The sequence below is a fragment of the Salipiger sp. PrR003 genome, from assembly GCF_010500785.1.
GTDB classification, from domain to species: Bacteria; Pseudomonadota; Alphaproteobacteria; order Rhodobacterales; family Rhodobacteraceae; genus Salipiger; species Salipiger pacificus_A.
Genome location: NZ_JAAGOV010000033.1, coordinates 81394 through 99748 on the forward strand (window position 1 = coordinate 81394; position 18355 = coordinate 99748).

Consider the following 18355-nt stretch of genomic DNA (forward strand, 5'->3'; position numbering starts at 1 on the left):
TCCAAATTCGGGTGTGAGAAAGTGGATTTTCCTTATGCGCCGCGCAATCTGCTGGAGAATGCCGTGAAATACGGGGGCAGCGCGGAGGTCGATTTCCGCAAGACGCGAGACATGGTCCACGTCATCATCCGCGCCCCCGGCCCCGGCATCCCGGACCATCTGCTCGATGAGGTATTCCGACCTTTCTACCGCATCGATGCGGCACGCGGTGCTGCGCAGGGCAGCGTTGGTCCGGGACTGTCCATCGTCCGCGCCGACGCCCATGAACGCAGCCAAGGCCAGACGCGGTCAGCCTTGGTTTGCCATGTTGTTCAGCCGTCTTGATCGATCCGCTTACGGTAGTGTGCCAACGGGTATCTTTCGAGGAGGCTTTGCGCCGCTTCAAACCCGCCTTGGACGTTGCTGCGATTAAGTGTGCGGCAGACGGAGAATGCAGGGCACTTTTGTCACGTCGATCGGCGCATTGGCGAGGTCACCCATCCGCGCCACCAATGCCGCGATGAGGCTCGGAACATCCTGCTCGACCATGCCGACATTCTGCGGCAGCAAAGCGCCGAAAGGATCGTAGTCGAAGCTGCCGTAGCGCATTCCGGCGGCCTCGGCCGGCGGCAGCGACTGCATCCATTGCACCACGCCTTCGAGGGTGATGGTCGAATTCACGAAGATACCCCGGGCGCGCGCTGGCATCCTTTCCAAGACCGCGCGCGCCTTCTCGGGGGCGTAGCCCGGCATCAGGACGTTGCCTTCGGGTACCTCGATCCCGCGCGCTGCGTGGGCGTCGAGGAAGCCGCGCCGCCGTTCCTTGGTGTTGTGATCATCGAGGCGGCCACCGATGAAGACCAGCGGCGCCCTGGACCCCAGGTCTCGCTCGCAAGCGTCGAGGATGACGTTCGTGAGATCCAGGGCACCAGAGTAGCTGTCGGAAATGATCGACGGCGCGCGGCCGCCCGGCAGATCGAGGTTGATCGTCGCGACCCCATTGGCAGCGCAAAGCTCGGCGATATGGTCAGGATTTGTTGCGCCACAGGCCACCAGGCAATCGACCTGGTAGGATAGCAGACCGCGCGCCGCCTCGACCTCAAGATCGGGGTCGCGCTGCGTGCAGGTGATGACGGGAAAGAGACCTTCGGCGCGTGCGGCCTCCTCGAAGCGCTCCGCGATCGCGCCGAAGAAGCGGTTGTCGTATTTCGGGATGATCATGCCGACGATGTTGGATTTCTCGCGGCGCAAGACACTGGCCTGGATGTTGAGCGCGTAGCCATTTTCCTCGGCAGCGCTCAGCACGCGATCGGCGAGCTTCTGGCTGATTCTGCGCTTCTTCCATGATCCGTTGAGCACGGAGGAGACGGCGGTAGGAGAGGTGCCGACGATCCTGGCCAAATCGTAGATCGTTGTCCGCTTTGAGGAAATTCCGTCACCGGCCGTCATGAGAGTGCCTCTCGCAAAGAGTGTTCATTCAGCGATCTTGACAGGATCGAAGGTCGAGAGCAATTATGCTCTATCGGTTGAGCATCGCAATAATATCATGCTCGTCCGATAGAGCGTCCAAAGATGGCGCGCTGGGAGGAGGAACTTGTTCTGGGTGCTGCCGGGCCGCTTGTCCGGAGGACTCCCTTCTTGTGCGCTGCCCGCAGGGCCGGTCTGACATGACAGGAGGAGTAACATGACCCAGACCCGTTTTCTCGCCGCATCCGCGCTGGCGATCGCATCCGCGACCATGGCGCATGCAGAGGCGACCGTCGCCTTTCTGATGCCCGATCAGGCATCCACCCGTTACGAACAGCACGACTATCCCGGCTTCAAGGCCGCCATGGACAAGCTCTGCCCCGACTGCACGGTGATCTACCAGAATGCCAACGCCGACGTGGCCCTGCAGCAGCAGCAGTTCAACTCGGTGATCGCCCAGGGCGCGAAAGTCGTCGTGCTCGATCCGGTCGACAGTTCCGCCGCAGCGGCACTGGTGCAGATCGCGCACTCCCAAGACGTCAAGGTCGTGGCCTATGACCGGCCGATCCCCGATGTGCCGGCGGATTTCTACGTGTCCTTCGACAACGAGGGCATCGGTCGGGCCATTGCGCAATCCCTGGTCGACCACCTCAAGGCGTCGGGCGTCGCCGAGGGCGAAGGCGTGCTGCAGATCAACGGCTCGCCCACCGACGCCGCTGCCGGGCTGATCCGCGATGGCATCGACTCCGCGCTCGACAATTCCGCCTACAAGACGCTTTCCGAATTCGACACCCCGGACTGGGCCCCGCCGAAGGCGCAGGAGTGGGCGGCCGGCCAGATCACCCGCTTCGGCCCTGAAATCAAGGGCATCGTGGCCGCCAACGATGGCACTGCTGGCGGCGCGATCGCGGCGATGAAAGCGGCCGGCGTCGATCCGCTGCCGCCTGTGACCGGCAATGACGCCACCATCGCAGCGCTGCAGCTCATCATCGCGGGCGACCAGTACAACACGATCTCCAAGCCCTCGGAGATCGTCGCTGAGGCAGCGGCAGAAGTGGCGATGAAGCTTGTCAACGGCGAAGAGCCGGAGGCCACCACAACGCTCTACGACACGCCCTCGCAGCTGTTCGTCCCGGCGGTCGTAACGCAGGAGAACATCAAGTCCGAGATTTTCGACAAGGGAATCCAGACCGCTTCCGAGGTCTGCACCGGCGAATACGCCGACCCCTGCGCCGAGCTGGGCATCGAGTAATCTCCGGTCAGGAGATCGCCGGGGGCAGCACGTTGCCCCCGGTAAAACAGGGAGGAGAAAACATGGAACAGGGTGAACTGATCCTGAAACTGCGCGGCGTGTCGAAGCAGTTCGGCGCGGTGACCGCGCTCAAGGACATCGAGCTGGATGTGCATGCAGGCGAGGTCGTCGCCCTGGTCGGCGACAACGGCGCAGGCAAGTCGACGCTGGTCAAGACGCTCGCGGGCGTGCACCAGCCGACCTCCGGAACCATCGAGTGGTGCGGCACGCCCGTCAGTCTCGACAGCCCCGGCACCGCGCTCGCGCTTGGCATCGCCACCGTTTTCCAGGATCTGGCGCTGTGCGAAAACCTCGATGTGGTTGCCAACCTCTTCCTGGGTCACGAGCTGAACCGTTGGGCGTTGGATGAAGTCGAAATGGAGGTTCGCGCCTGGACACTTTTGCAGGAGCTTGCCGCCCGCATTCCTTCGGTCCGTGAGCCGATCGCCTCGCTCTCGGGCGGCCAGCGCCAGACCGTGGCCATTGCCCGTTCGCTGCTGCTCGATCCCAAGATCATCATGCTGGACGAGCCGACCGCCGCGCTTGGCGTCGCGCAGACCGCCGAGGTTCTGAACCTCATCGAGCGCGTCCGGGAGCGCGGGCATGGCGTTATCCTCATTTCGCACAACATGGAGGATGTGCGCGCCGTTGCCGACCGGATCGTCGTCCTGCGCCTCGGCCAGAACAACGGCGTGTTCACCGCCGAAACCTCTCATCAGGAACTGGTCGCCGCGATCACCGGCGCCTCTGAAAACTCGGTCTCTCGCCGCCTGGCCCGCAAGCAAGGAGAAGTCGCATGAGCGGCGCCCAACTCGACCGCGCCGATACGCGCGTCCGCCATGACGAAGGTCTCTCCGGTGCGCTGCGTGCCTTCTTCGACCGCGTCCGATCCGGCGACCTCGGAATGCTGCCAGTCTTCATCGGCCTGCTGCTGATCACACTGGTGTTCTCGTCCCTGAACCCGGTGTTTCTTGCGCCGAACAACCTCGTGAACCTGCTGTTCGACGCCGCCGCTATCGGCCTGATCTCGCTTGGTGTCGTCTGCGTGCTGCTGCTGGGCGAAATCGACCTCTCGATCGGCTCGATGTCCGGCCTGTCCTCGGCGTTGGTCGGTGTTCTCTGGGTGAACTCGGGCCTGCCGATGATGCTCGCCATCCTCGGGGCGGTCCTTGCAGGTGCGGCCGTGGGCTTCGTCTATGGCTTTCTGCGCAATAAGTTCGAGATGCCGTCCTTTGTCGCCACGCTCTCAGGGCTGCTGGCATTGCTTGGCCTGCAACTCTACCTGCTGGGGGCCACGGGCTCGATCAACCTGCCCTATACTTCGCCGCTGGTGAAATTCGGCCAGATCCTCATCATGCCCGCGTGGCTGTCCTATCTCGCGGCGATCCTGCCGGGCGTATTGATGGTCTTTTCGGGGCTGAAGACGATGAATCGCCGGCGTGACGCCAACCTCTCCAGCCCGGGACTGTCGGTGCTGCTGGTGAAGGCCGGCGTGCTCTCCGTGGCTCTCATCGGCTGCGTCGCCTATCTCGAGCAGGGTCGCGGCGTGCCCTACATGTTCGGTGTCTTCACCCTCTTCGTCGTCGCGCTCGACTATGCGCTGCGCCGCACGCAGTGGGGGCGCTCCATGTTCGCCGTGGGTGGCAATGCGGAGGCCGCGCGCCGCTCTGGCATCCCGGTGAAGAAGATCCGCCTTTCGGCCTTCATGCTCTGTTCGTCGCTGGCGGCTCTTGGGGGCGTCTTCGCGGCCTCCCGCCTCGCCTCCGCCTCGCAACAGGCCGGCACGGGCGACGTGAACCTGAACGCGATCGCCGCGGCGGTCATCGGGGGCACCTCGCTCTTCGGCGGCCGTGGCTCCGCCTGGTCGGCGCTGCTCGGGATCATCGTGATCCAGGCCATTTCCAACGGTCTCACACTGCTGAACCTTTCCTCGAGCCTTCGCTACATGATCACCGGCGGCGTCCTCGCGATTGCCGTGATCGTCGACAGCCTCGCCCGTCGCTCCCGTGCCTCGCATGGCCGCGCATAAGGACAAGACCATGAAACTGAAAGGCAAAGCGGCCGCGATCACCGGCGCGGCCAGCGGCATCGGCCTCGCCTGCGCCAAGGCGCTTCTGGCGGAAGGCGCCAGGGTCGTGCTCATCGATCGCGACTCCGAGAAACTTTCCCGGCTCTGCAGCAAGCTGGGCGAGAACGCCCATCCCCTCGTGCTCGATCTTTTCGACGGGCCCGCGGTTTCGGCCATGGTTCCGCGGATCGAGGACCTCGTCGGCCCGCTCGACATCTTCCACGCCAACGCCGGTGCCTACGTTGGCGGCCCCGCAGCCGAGGGCGACCCGGATGCCTGGGACCGGATGCTGAACCTGAACATCAATGCGGCCTTCCGCTGCGTGAATGCCGTCCTCCCTGGCATGATCGCGCGAAAGTCGGGCGACGTCCTGTTCACCTCATCGGTGGCAGGCGTCGTCCCGGTCGTCTGGGAACCGATCTACACGGCCTCGAAATTCGCCGTGCAGGCCTTTCTGCACACGACGCGACGCCAGGTGTCCCAGCATGGCATCCGGATGGGCGCGGTCCTGCCCGGCCCGGTGGTCACGGCGCTGCTCGACGACTGGCCGAAGGAAAAGATGGAAGAGGCGCTTGCGAACGGCTCGCTGATGCAGCCGGAAGAAGTGGCCGCGGCGGTCGTCTTCATGCTCACCCGCCCCAAGGGCGTGGTGATCCGTGACATGGTCATTCTGCCCAACAGCGTGGACCTCTGACATGCATCTGATCGGCATTGACGTGGGCACGGGCTCGGCAAGGGCGGGTGTCTTCGACGCGCAGGGGGTGTTGAAGGGCACCGCCTCGCAGCAGGTCGCGCTCTGGAAGGGCCCGGGCAACCGCGTGGAGCAATCCTCCGACGACATCTGGTCTGCAGTCTGCACCGCCGTGAGCGAGGCGGTCGCGGCCGCCCGGGTCGATCCGGCAAGCATCGGCGGCATCGGAGTTGATGCCACCTGCTCGCTGGTGATCCTCGGGGAGGGAGGCGTGCCGCTGCCCGTTGAAGCGGACAGGAACATCATCGTCTGGATGGATCATCGCGCCACCGAACAGGCGGCACGGATCAACGCCCTCGGCCATCCCGTGCTCGACTACGTCGGAGGCGTCATTTCGCCCGAGATGGAGACCCCCAAACTGCTCTGGCTCAAGGAACATGCGCCAGAGGTCTATGCCGCCGCATGGCAGTTCATGGACCTCACGGATTTCCTGACGTGGAAGGCGTCGGGGGATCTGTCTCGCTCGATCTGCACGGTCACCTGCAAGTGGACCTACCTGGGTCACGAAGGGGGCTGGGACGCGAGCTACTTTGAAAAAGTCGGCCTCGGCGACCTCGGCAAGGACGGCTTCACCCGTATTGGCAGCCGCGTCGTCGCTGCGGGAACCGCGCTCGGCACAGGCCTCACGGCGGAGGCGGCGGCGCAAATGGGTCTGCCGGAGGGAACACCCGTTGGCGCGGGGTTGATCGACGCACATGCGGGAGGCCTCGGCACCGTCGGCACGAGCGGCGATCCGACGGGCGATCTCGCCTATGTCTTCGGCACCTCGTCCTGCACGATGACCACCACGGAGACGCCGGCTTTCGTGCGTGGTGTCTGGGGGCCGTACCACTCGGCGATGATCCCCGGCATGTGGCTCAACGAAGGCGGGCAATCCGCGGCGGGCGCGGCCGTCGACCAGCTGATCGACCATCACCCCTACGCGACCGAGGGGCATGAGCTCGCAGCGGCGGCCGGTCAGAGCCTGCCGTCCTGGCTCGCGGATCATGTCGATGACCGGGAGGTTCTCGAGCGCGTCCAAGGTGTCCACGTGGTGCCGGAGGTGCTCGGCAACCGCGCGCCTCACGCCGATCCGCACCGCCGCGCCACGATCATGGGGATCGGCATGGAGCGCGACCTCGACAGCTTGCTGGCACTCTACCTCGCGACGATCTGCGGCCTCGGCTACGGGCTGCGCCAGATCATCGAGGCCCAAAGCGCCGCCGGCGCAGAGATCGCCCGCATCGCGATCAGTGGCGGCGCGGGCCGGCATCCGGTGATCCGCCAAATCCTTGCAGATACCACCGGCAAGCCCGTGGTTGCTCCGGAGTCCGCGGAACCTGTCCTGCTTGGCGCCGCCATGCTCGGCGCCTTGGCGGGCGCGCGCTACGAAGATGCCGCCGGCGCCATGACGGCAATGTCGCGCAGCGGCGGCATCAATCTTCCAAGCCCGGACGCGGTTGCGAAGCATCTGGAGCGCTATGCCGTGTTCAAGGAGCTTCAAGCCATTGCAGCCGCGGCAGTTCCCTGACGCGCAGCGTGGGGTCGACAACCGCCGCCGCGTCGCTGCCCATCCGGCAGGTGCCGGCCGGGTGGAAGATGGGTGTTGCTATGTTTCCCGCCGCCTCCAGCAGATCTTGATCGCTCTCGGCGGCCGGGCCCGGCAGGATCTCCTGCGGCGCACAGGGGGCCATAGCGCGGGCCTTCATGATCTGCCGCGCCTGCCGGATGGAAGCCAGCGCGATGCGCCGGTCCGCTTCGGCACTGAGATAGTTGAGGCGGATGACAGGCCGCCGGTCCGCCCCGGCGCTGATGGTATGGCTCGAGCCGATGCTCTCCGGCCGCAGGTTGCGGACCGAGACGGTGATGGCCGGGAAGTCGTGCAGTGGATCCCCCGGCTTGTCGGTGGCGAGCGGTTGGACGTGATACTCGAGGTCGGGCATGTCGAGCGAGGGGTCGGAGCGGGTGAACATGCCGAACTGGCTTGGCGCCATGGACATCGGCCCGCTGCGCCTGAGCGCGTATTCGGTCGCGATGCGCAGCTTAGCGCGCAGCGAATTCGCCACCTCGTTCAGCCTCACCGTGTTGCCGACGCGGAAGACGGTGCGGATCTGCAAATGGTCCTGCAGGTTCGCGCCGACCCCTGGCTGCGCATGGCGCACCTCCAACCCGTGATCTCCCGGGAGACCCGGATCGCCTATGCCCGAAAGTCCAACAGCTTGGGTGAATTGATCGCCCCCGCGGCGAAGAGGGCTTCGGGTTTCGCGCCCGCTTCATGCACGCGCCCCTTGTGGCGGAAACGGACGCCGGTCACCTGCCGCCCTCGATCACCACCTGCTGCGTTTCCGCATAGGTCATTACGCGAAGGTTCGGAAGCCTCAGGAATCCCTTAGCGGTGTTCCTGCGCATGCCATTGCGCTGGTTCACCTCGAAGAAGCCCAAGCCTTCATTGCTGCCATTTTGGAAATCGGCGCGGGGCTCGATGCCGAATTCCGTCGCGCCTTCCTGCACGGGGCGCAGGATTTCCCACTCCAGCTTCTGCCGCGACACCTTCCATTCGCCGCCGCCCCGTGCAGGGGGCTCGCCCCGGCGTGGTGGTCCTGGGACTTGATGAAATAGGGCAGCCCGTCGTCCGATGCCCAGCCCGGATTGCCGAGCTGCCGCCAGAGATCGTAGTCGGCGGCATGGCCGCGCATGCAGATCAGACCGTTGACCGAACTGCATCCCCCCAGAAGCGTGCCGCGCGGGTAGGCGAGGCGGCGGCCGTTGAGACCGGGCTCGGCGGCGGTGGTCATCATCCAGTCGGTGCGCGGATTGCCGACGCAATAGAGGTACCCGACGGCAATGTGCACCCAGTGATAATTGTCCGACCCGGCCGCTTCGAGCAGGAGCACGCGGCACTTCGGATCGGCGCTCAGCCGGTCGGCAAGAACGCAGCCTGCGGTTCCCGCCCCGAAGATGCTATGGCCTTGTCATGATGTCTGCCTCTGGTCCCTCACTCACGTGCCCAGAACGGACGCATGGCGTCGCGCAGGTCGAGATAGCGGAGGTAACGGGCATCGTAATGCGCCGCCAAGTCTGGGTTCGGCTCATAACTCGCACTGACCCGGGTCATGGCCGCGATGCCGCTTTCGTAGTTCTCGAAAAGCCCCGCGCCGACGCCCGCCCCGATGGCGGCACCAAGCGCACCGGTCTCCTGGGCCTCCGCGACGCGCACCGGAACCTGGATGCCGTCCGCGAACATCTGCGGCCAGACCGGGCTGCGCGCGCCGCCACCGGAAAGCGCCGCGTGATCGAAACACACGCCTGCGCGCTTTAGGGTCTCGATATGCCGCCGATGCTCGAACATGACGCCTTCCATCAGCGCGCGCAGCAGATGCCCTTCCGTGTGCCATCCGGCGATACCGTAGAAGCCGGCACGGAATTCCGCGCCCTCGCCCGATCCGTAGAGGAAGGGGTGAAACAGCGGGTCATCCTCGGCTGGCACCACCTCGGCGACCCGGGCATTGCAGTGGCCGAACGGATCGGGGTGATGCCCGCCCCGCTCGACGAATTCCCTCACGTACCATTCGAGATTGGCGGCGGAGGTGGCGCTGGATTCGATGTTAACGAAACGCTCGGGGCCGAAGCCAGCGACCATGAAGACGCTGTCGTTCACCACCGGGGCCGACGAGAACACCTGGTTGATGCTCCATGTCCCGACAATGATCGAAGCCTCGCCGGGGGCGACCACGCCCGAGCCCATGGCGCTTGAGACCACGTCGAAGAACCCGCCGATGACCGGCGTTCCCTCGGCGAGCCCCGTCCGCGCGGCGGCCACGGCGCTCACCCGGCCGGCGATCTCGCTGGGGTCGACGAGGCGGGGCAGCAGTCGCCGCGCGTCCGAGAGTCCGTAGAGGTCCAGAAGCGTGTCGTCATGGGCGCAGTCTGGCATCCGGAGCAGCCCGCATCCCGACATGTCCGAAGTGTCGCTGGTCAACTCGCCGGTGAGCCGGAAGTTGATGAAGTCCTTGCACAAGAGCAGCGTTCCGGCCTCGGCGTAGAGCTCGGGCAGGTTCTGCTTGACCCAGGCCAGGAGGGTGGGGGTCTGCGCGGACCATGGTTTCTGCAAGCAGATCGCGTGCAGGGCACCGCCCGACGCGTCGCCAAGCTGCGCCGCCACGCGCTGCCCACGGGTGTCCAGCGACTGGATCCCGATGAGCGGCGCGCCCGAGCCATCCAGAAGATAGAGCCCGTTGCCATGGCCTGCGCAGCCGATTGCCGCGATCTGCGACGGATCTATGCCGGCGCGCTCGATGCAAGTGCGGATCGCCACGCAGGCATTTTCCCAAAGTTCGTCGAGGTCGCGCTCGACATGGCCCGGCGCCGGTGTCGCGGACCGTCCGTCCAGCGCGTGCATGGCGATCTGCCTGCCCTCCAGGTCGAAGAGCACGGCCTTGATCACGGTGTTGCCGGCGTCGAGCCCCAGCAGATATGTCCTGTTGTCAGCCACGGTTGTAGATGTCCCATGCTTCTTCGCCGCCCGCACCCTGATGGATCATTGCCATCAGCGCCGCGACCACGGCCTTCGGGTTGGCATGCTGGTAGATGTTGCGGCCGTAGACCATGCCCTTGGCGCCTTGCGCCATGAGGGCGGCTGATTTCTCCAGCACATGGCGCAGGTCCTCCTTGCCGCCGCCGCGCACGAGCACCGGCACCCGCGCGGCCTCGACCACCCGGTGGAAATCCTCGGGATTGGCGGTCGGGTCGGCCTTGATGATGTCGGCTCCCATTTCCGAGGCAAGCCGGACAAGCGTCACGATCTTTTCCGCGTCGCCATCCACCTGGTATCCGCCGCGCACATCGTTGGGCAGCATCACCAGCGGCTCGATCATCAGCGGCATGCCGTACTTGTGGCAGGCGGCGCGCACGCGCGAGATATTCTCGATGCATTGACGGAACAGCTCGGGTTCATCGGGCAGCATGAACAGATTGACCACCACGGCGGCGGCATCCATCTCGAGCGCGCCGATGATCGGCTCGTCGGCATTCTGCAGCATCGACCACATCACGCGATGCCGCTGGTCGTTGTAGGGATTGCCCATGTCGATCCGCATGACCAGCGCGGGCTTGTCCTTCTCCGGGCGGCTCTGCAGCAGATCCGCCTGGCCATAGGCGCATTGGATCGCGTCTGGCCGCGCGCCGATCAGCGTGTCCATCACTGCGGCCATGTCCTCGAGGCCGGTCATGAAGCTCGGCTCGTTGCACACGCCGTGATCTATCGCCACGTCGAGGCACCCGCCATTCGTGAACAATCGGTTCATGCGGGCCTTGTTGCTAACACGCATTCGGTTCTCCTTTGCGTCGATCTCTGGTCCAGCACCTGCGGGGAGACCCCGTGGTAGCGGTGAAGCTCTTCCCCGAGCGCCGCGACTTCGGCGGCGCGCTGCTGCGCCGACCAGTCGAGCGCCCGGCCCATCGCGTCGGCGATGCGGTCGATCAGCTCGGCGCTGATCTGTCCGGTGATCGCCAGATCGCTGCGCCGTAGCACGACGTCCGACAGGTGCAGGGCGCGTTCATGCGCGGTCATCCAGGCAATCTCGGCGGCGGTCAGGGTGCAGCCGCCTGCCAGCGGCCGGTCGTCGGCACGGCCGGCGCAGAACACCAGAACATCCTGCGCGCGGGTTCCGTAGGTTTCGGCCATGCGCGCGGCGCGCTTTTCCGAAACACCGAAGTGTCGGATCAGCGTCTGCCGGAGCGCGGCGCTGCCGGGAAAGTCGCGCCCGCCGCCGATCGGCAAGGTCCCGGTGTGCGCCACGCGGACGCGCCCAAGCTCGGCCAGCACGACGTCGGTCGTCTGCTCGGCAAAGGCGCGGAAGGTCGTCCACTTGCCCCCGACCATGCAGATCTGCGGCACCGTGCCGTCGATCCGGTGGGTAAAATGCCCGCGCGAGATGCGGCCGGTGAAGGCGTGGTTGCTTTGGGGCAGGGGCCGTATCCCGCTGTAGCTGAAGACGATGTCCTGCTCCGCGATCGGGAGGTCGGGAAAGACCCGCCCGACGGCCTCAAGGATATACCGGCGCTCCGGCTCGGTGCAGGCGGTCCGCGTCGGCGTCTCGACGCGGATGTCGGTGGAGCCGGCAAGCACCTTGCCAAGGTAGGGAAAGATGATGCAGACCCGCCCGTCGGAGTTCTCGAAGAAGATCATGTGACCGCCGAGCGCCGCGTGCAGCGCGGGATTGTCGAGGATGAGATGCGATCCCTTCGTGCCCGACACCATCGGGGCGTCGTTCCCCACGCTGTCCCCGAGGTCCCGCCGCACCTCGTCGAGCCAGGCACCGGCGGCATTGACCACCAGCCGCGCCGCGACGGGCAGGGTTTCTCCGGCTTCGCGATCGGTGAGCATGAATTGATCCCCGTCGCGGGTGATTTCGGCATAGGTCAGGGCAATCGACTCCGGCGCCATCCGCGCGGTGTCGTCCACGAGCTCGAGCCCAAGGCGTTCGGGATAGGAAATCCAAGCATCGTGATAGGAGGCCGAGCACCGCACCTCCGGAGAGAGAGCCGGCCATTTGTCACGCGTCGCCCGGCCGTTCCGGAACTGGTGCGGGGGCAGGGCGCGACGCCTGCGGGTGACCAGGTCGTAGAGCGTCAGTCCGATCTTCACCGGAAGCGCACCGCGCCGCGCGGGCTTTCCGGAATGGCCAAGGAACCCCGCCGCCGCATTGAACATGCCCGAAAAGACCGAGCTGATGGGGATCGTGGTGGGCAGCGGCCCGACGAGATGCGGCGCGTTGCGCAGCAGGGCGTCGCGCTCGGCGAGCGACTCCTTCACCAGCCCGAATTCGCCGTTCTCGAGATAGCGCAGGCCGCCGTGGATCATCCTCGAGGGGGCTGCGCTGCACCCCGAGCAGAAGTCGTTCCGCTCCACCAGCAACACCCGCAGGCCCTGCAGCGCAAGCTCGCGATAGACGCCAAGCCCGTTGATGCCGCCGCCGATGACGAGCACGTCGAATATGGCGTTCTCGCGGATCTTGTCGAAACTGTCGTGTCGTTCCAAAGGCATTCCTCCTCCGTTCGCCGGAGAAATTCTCCGGCGCTGGATGGGTCGGCGGGGGTTGGGCGGTCAGCCGTCGAGGTCGATGAGGTGGCGCGCCCCGGCGGTCGAGATAGCGGTGAGGTCCTCCGGCGTCAGGCGCATGCGGCCCGCGGCCGCATTCTCGCGGGCCTGTTCCGCGGTACGCGCACCGCACAGCGAGAAGGTGATGCCGGGCTGTTGCACGGTCCAGGCGATCACCGTCTGCGCCAGGGTCGCATCATGCGCCTCGGCGATCGGCGCGATCTCCTCCATGAAGGCCGCGATCTTGCGTCGGTTGCCCTGCGAGAAGCGCGGATTGTCCCGGCGCTGGTCGTCTCCGGAAAAGACTCTGTCCGGCCCGACCTTGCCGCTGAGCAGCCCAAGCGCGAGCGACGAGTAGCTCAGCACCGAAACCCCGTGCTCGTGACAGAGCGGAAGGAGCGATTGCTCGAGATCGCGCTTGAGCATGCTGTACTCTTCCTGCACCGCGTCGAGCTGTCCCGCGGCGAGATACGCCGTGATATCCGCCGGCGTGGTGTTGCTTGCACCGATGGAGCGGATCTTGCCCTGCGCCTTCAGGGACTCAAGCGCCTCCATCGTCTCTTCGATCGGGGTGGTCGGGTCCTGCCAATGGGTGATGTAATGGTCGATGTGGTCGGTCCTGAGCCGCTTCAGGCTCTGTTCGACCTCGTGGATGATCGCGTCCTTGCCAAGGTAGCGATGCACCGGCTGGCCGTCGTAGTCGAAGAAACGGTTGCCCTTCGTCGTGTGCCACACCAGCCCGCATTTCGTCGCCAGCACGACCTTGTCGCGCCGCCCCACGAGGGCCTTGCCGACGATCTCCTCGGCCAGCCCCTGCCCGTAGGCGGGCGCCGTGTCGATCAGGCTCACACCCTCGTCGACAGAGGTCTGGATGGCAGCGATCGAGGCGGTCTCCTCGGTGCCACCCCACATCCAGCCGCCAATCGCCCAGGTTCCGAGTCCGATCACCGAAGCCTCGATCCCCGATCTTCCGATTTGGCGCGTCAGCATCTCATGCGGCATGTTCAGACCCTTTCATCTGCGCGAGGACCGCAGCGGCAGTCTCCTCGTCAACTACAAGTGAATTCAGAAGTTTTCCGTTCAGCACCGCCTGGATCGGGCGCGCCTTCTGCACGCCGGAAGCGACGCCGATCACGGTGCGGCAGGTCGCCGTGTCATGCGGATGCAGGGCCACGAGGCGCTGGTTGCGTTCGTAGTCCGCCACCTGCCCGTTGATGCCAATCAAATGCGCCATGAACTCGGCGGCGATCCCCATGCCCACGAGCATCTTGCGATCGGCCTCGGGCACCGGATTGAGGTCGTAGTAGCTCGATCCGCGCGGCTCGACCGAGCCGATGCCGGTGAGCGCGACATTAGCGGTGCGCGCAAGGTCGAAGACCTGCTTGATCGGCGCCATGCCGGTCAGCATGTCCCGCTGCGCCCGGTTCTCGGCAAAGAGCGGCGCGTGGATCAGGATCGGCTTGCCGCCGAGCCGTTCGGCCATGCGCGTCACGAGATGGTTCACATCGGTGTAGAATTTGCCCTGCACCCCGCCGGTGAGTGGCACGACGGTGACGTCGAGCGGCTGCTCGGGTGACAGGTTCTCGACGACCGCGCTGACCGCCTTGCCGCCCGTGATCGCGATGACATCGCCGTCGCGCAGGGTCTCGAGCAGGAGGTTGGCTGCGGCGCGGCCGACTTGGTGAAGCGTGGTGTCGGCGTTGCCCGAGACCGTGGGCGTCACCCGTGCCGCGTCGAGCGCGGTCGACGCCACCAGGTTCTGTTCGATGTCCGAGAGGCGCTGGAACGGGCTCTTGATGTCGATCTGCACCATGCCGAGCCTGCGGCCCTGCGCGATCAGCCGGTTCACCTTCGAGGTTGACAGGTTGAGCTTCGCGGCGATCTCGGACTGCTTCACCCCCTCCACGAAGTGCAGCACGAGCACGGTGTGAATCTGGCGGATGAGATCGAAGTCGGGAGACGGTTCGGTCATGCCTTGCCTCCCGCGTCGCGCTTCTTGTTCAGGTAGTGATCGATGGAGACCGCGGTGAGCAGGATCGACCCGCGGATGATGTCCTGCCAGTAGACCGACACGTCGAGCAGCGAGAGCGAGCTCGATACGACCGACAGCAGCGCCGCCCCCAGGATCGCGCCGAAGATCGTGCCGGAGCCCCCGTTGAGGCTCGCCCCGCCGATCACCGCCGCGGCGATCACGTTGAGTTCCATGCCCAGACCGAAGGTTGGCTGGGCCGAGCCGAAGCGGGCCATGTAGATGATCCCGGCGATGCCGCAAAGCGTCGAACAGAGCGTCGTGGTGAGGAAGATCACTCGCTTGGTCCGGATCCCCGAATAGGCGGCGGCCTTCTCGTTGCTGCCGGTATAAAACACCTTGCGGAAGGCAGTGCTGCGCCGGAGCATGAAGTCAAAGCACAGGACCACCACCAGGAAGACGATGATCACCAGCGGCACCGGCCCGATCGAGCCCTGGCCGATGAACTTGAATTCCGGCGGCAGCGTGAACAACCCGAGCGGACGACCGCCGGTGAAGAGAAGACAGGCCCCGCGCGCGATCACCATTACCGCTAGGGAGACGATGAAGTGGTGCAGCCCGATCCGGGTCACGAAAAAGCCCATGAAGGCCCCGATCCCGGTGCAGGCGGCGATCGCCACCAGCGAGGCGAGCCAAGGGTCGACACCTGCGAGGAAGAGCGATCCGGCGATGACCATCGCCAGCGCGGTGACAGAGCCGACCGAGAGGTCGATGCCGCCCGAGATCAGCAGGATCGTCATGCCCACCACCACGATGCCTTCGACGGCAAAGGCCATGACCATCGCGCGCATGTTCACCCAAGTCAGGAAGTAGGGCGATGCGAAGGACATGGCGACGAAGAGCGCCAGGATGATCAGGATCAGCCCGGTCTCGCGCATCCTGAGAAACTTCTTCACCGGGTTGGCTCCCTGCTTGGCGGCTGCGGTCAGTTCGATTGAGTTTTCCACGATCGGTCTTCCTCAGGCATTCAGTGTCGGTTGCGGGGCGGTCTCGAGGCCCGAGGCCAGGCGCATGATGTTTTCTTCGGTCATCGCGTCCCCGGCTACTTCGCCAGCGATGCGGCCCTCGCGCACCACCAGCACGCGGTCGCATAGCCCAATCAGCTCGGGCAGCTCGGAGGAAATCACCACGGTTCCGACGCCTTCGCAGGCCAGTTCCCTCAGGATCCGGTGAATCTCGGACTTGGCACCGACATCCACGCCGCGGGTCGGCTCATCGAGGAAGATCAGCCGGGGATTGACCGAGAGCATCTTCGCAATTGCCACTTTCTGCTGGTTGCCCCCTGACAGGGAAGACACCGGGTCCGAAAGCCGCCCGAACTTGAGGTTGAGTTTCGCTCCCAGACTTCGGGCCAATTCCATTTCCCTTTCCGTCTCGATCAGTCCCGTCGCGGTGGAGACACGACCAAGATCCAGTGCCGAGACATTCTCCGCAATGGAGCGTTCCAGGAACAGGCCATCGCCCTTTCGGTCTTCGGAAAGATAGACGAGGCCAGCCGCGATGCTGTCGCCGTAGTGGCGCAGATCCAGCGTTTTTCCATCGAGCAGCACCTCGCCCGAAGCGTCGCCCTCTAGTCGGCAGATGCCCTTGACGATTTCGCTTCGCCCCGAGCCGATCAGACCCGCGATGCCGAGGATTTCTCCGCTGCGCAGCGCGAAGGACACGTTCCTGAACCGAGTTTTCTCGGTCAAATCCCTGACTTCGAAAATCACCTTGTCCGTCCGCGTTTCCGCTGCCTGCTTGGGTGGATAGAGCGTACCGATCTCCCTGCCGACCATCGCGTTGACCACGCCCGAGGGCGTGATCCCGGAAATCGGCGCGGTGGTGATGTACTGACCGTCCCGAAAGACGGAGACGCGGTCGCAATTGTCAAAGATCTCGACCATCCGATGCGAGATGTAGATGATCGAGATGCCCTGCGCCGACAGTCTGTGCATGATCTCGAAAAGGGTCTGCGCCTCGCGGTCTGTCAGCGCGGCGGTCGGCTCGTCGAGGATCAGGACCTTGCAATCGAGCGTCAGCGCCTTGGCGATCTCGACCAGCTGCTGATGCGATATCGGCAGGTCCCGAACGATCGCGCCCGGATCGATATCGCACAGCTTCCCCAGCACGGCGCGGGCTTTCTGCTTGAGCGCACCCACATCCATGAGAAGGCGGCGGCTCCGGTTTGTGACCGCCATGAACATGTTCTCGGCCACCGAAATATCGGGGCAGAGGGCGATCTCCTGATGCACCAGCCCGATCCCCAGCTGCTGCGCGGCGCTTGGGGATGCGATGCGGACCGGCTCACCTTCCCAGAGGATCTCGCCGCCGTCGGGCTGGAGGATGCCGTCGATGATGTTCATCAGCGTGGACTTTCCCGCGCCGTTCTCGCCGGCGAGCGCGTGGATCTCGCCGCGGCGCAGCTCGAAATTGACGCCCCTCAGCGCGCGCACCGGGCCGAAGGACTTGCTGACATTGGAGATTTTCAGGATCACGTCGTCGTGCATGAGAGGGCCTCGGAAAAGGGCGGTGAGGCGGGCCCGAACAGCCCGCCGCCTGGGTCACGCCGGGTCGCGGCCCTGCATGTAGGTGTTCAGATCGAAGCTGTCGGCATTGTCCTTCGTGATCACGGCAAATCCGTTGTCGATAAAGGGGATCTGCACCGGGTTGTAACCCGAGGTCCGGTAGTCGTTGAACGGATCGAAGACTTCGGAATGCGCCGCCATGAAGGTCGCCATGAACCCCATGAACCCCTGCATGCCCTGGTTCGGGTTCAGCGCCATGTGGATGTTGCCGGCCTTGATGTGCTCGAGCGTGGCCGGGGTGATATCCGCATGCATGACCAGCACGTCCGACTTGGCTTCGAGGATCGCCGCGACCGCGCCCTCCGCTGAGCCCGCCTCGGGGATCCAAATCGCGCCCAGCTCGGGATTGGCCTGTAGGATCGAAGCGGTCGCACGATAGGCGGCGGTGCTGTCCTGATTGGTGGCCTGGCGACCGACCAGTTCCATGTCGGGATAATGTTGCTGCATGTAGTCGATCAGGGCGGTCACCCGGAGGTCATGGTTGGACTGACCCGGATTCTCCAGAACCGCGTATTCGCCCGTCTCGCCGATCTGCTTGACGATTTCCTCGGCAGCAAATTTCGCCTCGGCCAGGTTGTCGGAGGTGATATAGGCGCTGCGGTCGGATTTCGGAGAATCCGCCGCAAAGGTCACCACCTACGTGCCATCTGAGATGGCGCGGTTGATCGGCTCGATGAACGGATCCGATTGCATCGGATGCACCAGGATACCCGCGGGCTGCTTCACCATGTCCTGCTCGAAAGAGGCGATCTGCTTGGTGATGTCGTAGTCGGGTGTGCCAGAGAATACCGTTTCGCAGCCGAAGGCATCGGCAGCCTGCTTGAAGCCCTGGTAGACCGGCACCCAATAGGGGTGGCCGGACACCATGACGTTCATGATATAGGTCTCGCCCGGAGCGCAGTGCAGACCCTCCTGGGCCATCGCCGGGCTCGCGGTTGCAAGCGATAGGGCAGTGAGTGCCGGGGCCAGAGCCACGGCAATAGCGGATTGTCTCATGTTGTCCTCCCAAATGACCCTGGCAGACGCCAGGGGTTTCGGTGCGTGAGCACTTGCCTCCCCGCAAGTAATTTCACGACCCGCAATTTCTTGCGTAAGGGGACGATAGAGATGGCTTCCGGCCTTGGT

At 65.0% G+C, this 18355-nt stretch carries 16 protein-coding genes and 2 pseudogenes; 6 read left to right on the forward strand and 12 right to left on the reverse strand.

Features of this window, described 5'->3' with window-relative positions:
• Positions 1–21: 21 nt before the first annotated feature.
• Positions 22–324, forward strand: a complete 303-nt coding sequence (locus G0D83_RS09515; protein ID WP_164192573.1) for an ATP-binding protein — start codon at positions 22–24, stop codon at positions 322–324.
• Positions 325–408: 84 nt separating this feature from the next.
• Here G0D83_RS09515 and G0D83_RS09520 read toward each other — a convergent pair whose 3' ends face one another.
• Positions 409–1428 carry a LacI family DNA-binding transcriptional regulator gene (locus G0D83_RS09520; protein WP_164192576.1) on the reverse strand — a complete coding sequence of 340 codons (1020 nt, stop codon included), beginning with the start codon at positions 1426–1428 and terminating at the stop codon, positions 409–411.
• A gap of 235 nt (positions 1429–1663) precedes the next feature.
• Between G0D83_RS09520 and G0D83_RS09525 the strand changes: the two genes are divergently transcribed.
• The 5 genes from G0D83_RS09525 (at position 1664) to G0D83_RS09545 (ending at position 7066) form a co-directional block, all read left to right on the forward strand.
• On the forward strand, positions 1664–2698 hold the full coding sequence (locus tag G0D83_RS09525; RefSeq protein ID WP_164192579.1) for a sugar ABC transporter substrate-binding protein: 1035 nt from the start codon (positions 1664–1666) through the stop codon (positions 2696–2698).
• 62 nt (positions 2699–2760) lie between these two features.
• The gene (locus G0D83_RS09530) at positions 2761–3537 is read left to right on the forward strand and encodes an ATP-binding cassette domain-containing protein (protein ID WP_164192582.1); all 777 of its coding nucleotides are present in this window, start codon (positions 2761–2763) and stop codon (positions 3535–3537) included.
• Positions 3534–4766 (forward strand): sugar ABC transporter permease, encoded by a 1233-nt coding sequence (locus G0D83_RS09535; protein ID WP_164192586.1) that lies wholly within the window; start codon positions 3534–3536, stop codon positions 4764–4766. Before G0D83_RS09530 ends, G0D83_RS09535 begins: the two co-directional genes overlap by 4 nt.
• Before the next feature lie 10 nt (positions 4767–4776).
• Positions 4777–5499, forward strand: coding sequence for an SDR family oxidoreductase (locus G0D83_RS09540; RefSeq protein WP_164192589.1), 723 nt, complete (start codon positions 4777–4779; stop codon positions 5497–5499).
• A 1-nt stretch (position 5500) separates the two neighbouring features.
• Complete coding sequence (locus tag G0D83_RS09545) at positions 5501–7066, forward strand: FGGY-family carbohydrate kinase (RefSeq protein ID WP_164192592.1); 1566 nt, start codon at positions 5501–5503, stop codon at positions 7064–7066.
• On the opposite strand, the gene G0D83_RS32140 is transcribed toward G0D83_RS09545, so the two are convergent.
• From G0D83_RS32140 to G0D83_RS09590, 11 genes and pseudogenes are all read right to left on the reverse strand, one after another.
• Entirely contained in the window at positions 7026–7697 is a 672-nt protein-coding gene (locus G0D83_RS32140) for a GMC family oxidoreductase (protein ID WP_370457215.1), read from the reverse strand. The two genes, G0D83_RS09545 and G0D83_RS32140, sit on opposite strands and share 41 nt — an antisense overlap.
• 148 nt (positions 7698–7845) lie before the next feature.
• Positions 7846–8085, reverse strand: a complete 240-nt coding sequence (locus tag G0D83_RS32495; protein WP_370457211.1) for a hypothetical protein — start codon at positions 8083–8085, stop codon at positions 7846–7848.
• A 62-nt stretch (positions 8086–8147) separates the two neighbouring features.
• A pseudogene (locus G0D83_RS32725) lies at positions 8148–8495 on the reverse strand (GMC family oxidoreductase N-terminal domain-containing protein); the annotation flags it as partial.
• 35 nt (positions 8496–8530) lie between these two features.
• Positions 8531–10027: an FGGY-family carbohydrate kinase gene (locus G0D83_RS09555; RefSeq protein ID WP_370457212.1), complete on the reverse strand. Its 1497-nt coding sequence runs from the start codon at positions 10025–10027 to the stop codon at positions 8531–8533.
• A complete protein-coding gene (locus G0D83_RS09560) occupies positions 10020–10862 on the reverse strand; it encodes a class I fructose-bisphosphate aldolase (RefSeq protein ID WP_164192595.1) in 843 nt (280 codons plus the stop codon). Before G0D83_RS09560 ends, G0D83_RS09555 begins: the two co-directional genes overlap by 8 nt.
• On the reverse strand, positions 10835–12580 hold the full coding sequence (locus G0D83_RS09565; protein WP_164192598.1) for a glycerol-3-phosphate dehydrogenase/oxidase: 1746 nt from the start codon (positions 12578–12580) through the stop codon (positions 10835–10837). Before G0D83_RS09565 ends, G0D83_RS09560 begins: the two co-directional genes overlap by 28 nt.
• A 60-nt stretch (positions 12581–12640) precedes the next feature.
• Positions 12641–13636, reverse strand: a complete 996-nt coding sequence (locus tag G0D83_RS09570) for an aldo/keto reductase (RefSeq protein ID WP_164192601.1) — start codon at positions 13634–13636, stop codon at positions 12641–12643.
• Positions 13626–14606: a sugar-binding transcriptional regulator gene (locus G0D83_RS09575; RefSeq protein ID WP_164192604.1), complete on the reverse strand. Its 981-nt coding sequence runs from the start codon at positions 14604–14606 to the stop codon at positions 13626–13628. The genes G0D83_RS09570 and G0D83_RS09575 overlap by 11 nt, the downstream gene beginning before the upstream one ends.
• Positions 14603–15610, reverse strand: coding sequence for an ABC transporter permease (locus G0D83_RS09580; protein ID WP_164192607.1), 1008 nt, complete (start codon positions 15608–15610; stop codon positions 14603–14605). Before G0D83_RS09580 ends, G0D83_RS09575 begins: the two co-directional genes overlap by 4 nt.
• A 12-nt stretch (positions 15611–15622) precedes the next feature.
• Positions 15623–17152: a sugar ABC transporter ATP-binding protein gene (locus tag G0D83_RS09585; RefSeq protein ID WP_164192639.1), complete on the reverse strand. Its 1530-nt coding sequence runs from the start codon at positions 17150–17152 to the stop codon at positions 15623–15625.
• A gap of 54 nt (positions 17153–17206) precedes the next feature.
• Positions 17207–18226 (reverse strand): annotated as a pseudogene (locus G0D83_RS09590) (substrate-binding domain-containing protein).
• Positions 18227–18355 lie beyond the last annotated feature (129 nt).

Bases quoted from the DNA above. Each gene is read 5' to 3' on its own strand.
- G0D83_RS09520 (WP_164192576.1), bottom strand. From the start codon at position 1,428: ATGACGGCCGGTGACGGAATTTCCTCAAAGCGGACAACGATCTACGAT.
- G0D83_RS09575 (WP_164192604.1), bottom strand. From the start codon at position 14,606: ATGACCGAACCGTCTCCCGACTTCGATCTCATCCGCCAGATTCACACC.
- G0D83_RS09545 (WP_164192592.1), top strand. From the start codon at position 5,501: ATGCATCTGATCGGCATTGACGTGGGCACGGGCTCGGCAAGGGCGGGT.
- G0D83_RS09565 (WP_164192598.1), bottom strand. From the start codon at position 12,580: ATGCCTTTGGAACGACACGACAGTTTCGACAAGATCCGCGAGAACGCC.
- G0D83_RS09585 (WP_164192639.1), bottom strand. From the start codon at position 17,152: ATGCACGACGACGTGATCCTGAAAATCTCCAATGTCAGCAAGTCCTTC.
- G0D83_RS09530 (WP_164192582.1), top strand. From the start codon at position 2,761: ATGGAACAGGGTGAACTGATCCTGAAACTGCGCGGCGTGTCGAAGCAG.
- G0D83_RS09525 (WP_164192579.1), top strand. From the start codon at position 1,664: ATGACCCAGACCCGTTTTCTCGCCGCATCCGCGCTGGCGATCGCATCC.
- G0D83_RS09540 (WP_164192589.1), top strand. From the start codon at position 4,777: ATGAAACTGAAAGGCAAAGCGGCCGCGATCACCGGCGCGGCCAGCGGC.
- G0D83_RS09535 (WP_164192586.1), top strand. From the start codon at position 3,534: ATGAGCGGCGCCCAACTCGACCGCGCCGATACGCGCGTCCGCCATGAC.
- G0D83_RS09560 (WP_164192595.1), bottom strand. From the start codon at position 10,862: ATGCGTGTTAGCAACAAGGCCCGCATGAACCGATTGTTCACGAATGGC.
- G0D83_RS09570 (WP_164192601.1), bottom strand. From the start codon at position 13,636: ATGCCGCATGAGATGCTGACGCGCCAAATCGGAAGATCGGGGATCGAG.